Origin of the sequence: Thermogemmatispora sp., assembly GCF_019683755.1 — a bacterium.
In the GTDB taxonomy this organism is placed as follows: domain Bacteria; phylum Chloroflexota; class Ktedonobacteria; order Ktedonobacterales; family Ktedonobacteraceae; genus Thermogemmatispora.
In genome coordinates, this window is the sequence record NZ_JADGHT010000433.1 from 1 (window position 1) to 3,405 (window position 3,405).

2 protein-coding genes are annotated in these 3,405 nt (G+C 59.4%); both read left to right on the forward strand.

Annotation, left to right across the window (positions count from 1 at the left end):
• Nucleotides 1–347: 347 nt before the first annotated feature.
• On the forward strand, nt 348–1,610 hold the full coding sequence (locus IRZ24_RS18390) for an alpha/beta fold hydrolase (protein ID WP_297167564.1): 1,263 nt from the start codon (nt 348–350) through the stop codon (nt 1,608–1,610).
• A 1,036-nt stretch (nt 1,611–2,646) separates the two neighbouring features.
• Nucleotides 2,647–3,159, forward strand: a complete 513-nt coding sequence (greA, locus tag IRZ24_RS18395; RefSeq protein ID WP_297167568.1) for a transcription elongation factor GreA — start codon at nt 2,647–2,649, stop codon at nt 3,157–3,159.
• Nucleotides 3,160–3,405: the final 246 nt, after the last annotated feature.

The window sequence follows — 3,405 nt, forward strand, 5'->3', positions numbered from 1 at the left end:
CTATTGTTCATTATGTGGCGCGTATTGTAGTTGCTTCTCCGGACGGCGTCAACTCACCTACCATGCTATACTACTCAGCGAGCATGCCTGCTTTCCCCAGAGGCGCAATCAGGCGCCAGCTCGGGTTCGGGTCTACTCCTGCCCTGGCAGCGGAGGGATGGTAGCCCTTTTCTCTTTGCAGCTTTTTTACTGTAGGCGTGTGCAGGCCTTCCCAGCTTGTCGCGCTCTCCCTCCGTATTGCCAAGGAAGCATGGGCGCCTTTGGCCGACGTTTTCCAGGGTACAGGCAAGTAGCGCTGCCTCGCCTCTCATGCTATACTACTCAGCGAGGAGGTCTGCGTCTCACCTATGAAGCACGCGCTGCCCCGCCTGAAACGGCTGTTATGTCTGGGCGCTTTCACCAGTCTGCTAGCAGCTCTGGGAGGCAGCCTCGCCGTTATCTGGCATCGCTTGCTGACGCCCCAACTGCTAGAGAGCACACTGCCTGGTCAGGCACGGCTCTATCGGTGGCGACACGGTCACATTTTCTACAAGCAGGCCGGTCCAGAGCAAGGGCCGCCAGTGGTACTCTGGCACGCGCCGGGGCTAGCAGCGTCTGCCTATGTACTGCGCGAGCTGGCGGCGCTCCTGACAGAACAGTCTCGGCTGCGGGTCTATCTCCCCGACTTGCTAGGCTTCGGCCTCTCTGATCGTCCCGCCCTTGCCTACAGTGGGGCGCTCTACGTGGAGCTGGTCAGCGATTTTCTGCGCGAGGTGGTTGGACAGCCAGCGCTACTGCTAGCTCAAGGAACAAGCTGTCAATATGCGCTGGAAGTAGCCAGACGTAATCCCGAGCTTTGCCGTGGCCTGGTCATGCTCTGGCCAGAGCACGATAGCCTACCCGAGCAGCGGCGCCTCCGTGGCTTAAAATGGCTGGTTGCCCCTCTGGCCCGTCTCCCCCTCGTGGGGTTAGTCGTTTACTGTCTGCTGACGACGCGACTCGCCCTGCGCTTTCTGCTGGCACCGGGTCAGACAGGCAGCGACCTGGACTATAGTTATGCCACAACTCACCAGTTCGGCGCGGAGCATGCTGTCCTGGCCTGGCTGGCTGACCGGCTTGCGCTGATGGCCAATGGTCACTTTGAGGTCCCGACAACCTCTTCGCCCTATCCTGTGCTGGTGGTGCGGGCAGAGTCAGACGCGAGAGCAGAGCCAGGCTGGCGTGAGCCAGCCGAGCAGGCGCCGGGTGCGGAGCAGCTCTGGATGACGCTTCCAGGCCATACGCTCGATCGCCAGGCTGCCTCACTCATCAGTGCTCGCCTGAATGCCTGGATATCTCGGGGACCTCAGCCAGTGCAGACCGAGAGCACCATCGCCACCCTCTCAGGTCGCGGCGAGGCAGAGGTGGCGTCCCAGGACCTCGAAGCTGGTCAGACGGTCTCTAACGAGACGCAGATGTCACCGCCGTCTCCTACAGAGCGCCTGCCTGTGGTTGAAGCTTACTGCGTCAAGTGTAGGCAGAAAAGTGCGATGCTTAATGTAGAGGAAACAACGTTGAAGAACGGGCGCCCGGCTTTGCAAGGCACATGCGCGCGCTGTGGAGCACGCATGTATCGTATCGGTCGTCGCTGATTAGCCTAAGGCTAGTCGGCAATGGATTGCCGTTCGTCCGGTGCTTCAAGGGAGACTTGCTCATAGGCATCGTGCGGAACGAAAGTAGACTTGTAGGCCGTTTTAAGCATAAGGAGGGTGTAGCAACAGTACCATAAGAAAAGGAAGGGAAGGAGTTGGCTCCCGTCCGTGGCTCGTGCCGCCGGTGGCAGCTTGTTGCTGCCTGGTTGCGCCGGTTGCCTTGGCTGCACTGGCCGCTCTGGGCTATGCCTGGTCCCTCCTCGGCGTGTGTCGGGCCGGCCGGAGCATGACTCGGCAGTACTCTACCATAGCAAAAATGGCTACCTGATTTGACTTGACGTCCGGTTTTTGAGACCGTATAATCTCTGTCATGTGTTGCGCAGATGGCGTAGCGCCTGCCACACGCTGACAGCCCTGAAGGGCCCTGGCGGCATAACCACATGGCAGCATTGCCCCAATCTCTGCATGGATGCATGCACAGTGGATCATGATCCCTGATCGCCGAGCCGCGTTCAGGTAAATTGCGGCCCAGCGATCACTTGCAATTAGGAGCATGCGCGATCTCTTCCCCGGTTTCAGCAACTCACTGGGTGCGCCTGGTGGGAGAGGTCATGGATTCGCTCTTCTGAGCTCGGCCTTATCCCCAGAGGCAGGCATGTTCTGGTAACCGCCCAAGGCCTCCGCGGGAAGAAGGCAGACAGCAAGCAAAGGCAGGCAGGCTGATAAGGTGGCTCTTCTATGCCCAGCCACGCTGCAGCGAGCCGCCAACCTCAGCGCGGGAAGAGCTGACAGCATGCTCGCTCTCTTGGTCGACAGAACGGGGCCATAAGGCAGTACAGCCGTGTCCGGAGCAGGCGCAGCGCCCGCCAAGCTAAAGCGGCTTGCCTGATCGTGGGGACAGGCAGCCAGAGAGCCGCTCAAGAGACCGGATGCGTCTAAACGTGAGCTAGCGATCGCAAAGATCTGGGAGAGGCAACCGCGAACGAATCACGCTTCGATCACGAGCCTTAAGACCAGAGAGGAGTAGGAGTCTAATATGAGTATTGGTGGACAGAGCGATGTAACACCTGAGCGCAAGGTCTACTTTCTGACCCCTGAAGGATATCGCAAGAAGAAAGAACGCCTGGAATACCTGCGCACGGTCAAGCGCCAGGAAGTCGCTGACTTCATCCATGATGCCAAGGAAGCCGGCGACATCAGTGAAAGTGGCGCCTATGAAGAGGCCAAGCGCCAGCAGGCTGCGGTAGAAGGCGAGATTCTGGAGCTGGAGAAGTTGCTGGCCTCTTCCGAGATCATGACTGCTGACGATCTCCAAGGCCCTGCCGTGGTGCGCATCGGTATGCAGGTGGAGGTGGAGACAGAGAGTGGCGCAACACGCACCTTTAAGATTGTCGAGACTTACGAGGCCGATCCCAAGTCCGGTCTGATCTCTGACCAGTCTCCTGTCGGCAAGGCTCTGCTTGGCCACAAGGCGGGCGATGTGGTAAGCGTTTCGACGCCAGGTGGCGTGACCACGTATAAGATTCTGTCGGTGCGTCCCATGCTCTGAGCGAGCGCTAGAGCCTGGCCTGCCTGACCAGATCGGCGACAAGGCCGAGCGCAGACTCATCAGGCTTAGGCCCTTCAATAAGGCAGGGTGGTTCCGCCGCCGCACCTCCCAGGCTAATGTGTGCGAGTAGCGTTGATTGCCACCCTGCCTGTTTTGTTAGCTCGTCGCAGCAGCACCAGGACAGGAAGCCAGGAGCTATCTAGGTCAGCTAGTACTCGTGCCGCTTCGATTAGCAGGTGCTTGGTA

Excerpts from the sequence above, each read along its gene's own strand:
- IRZ24_RS18390 (WP_297167564.1), top strand. The coding sequence starts at position 348 with ATGAAGCACGCGCTGCCCCGCCTGAAACGGCTGTTATGTCTGGGCGCT.
- greA (WP_297167568.1), top strand. The coding sequence starts at position 2,647 with ATGAGTATTGGTGGACAGAGCGATGTAACACCTGAGCGCAAGGTCTAC.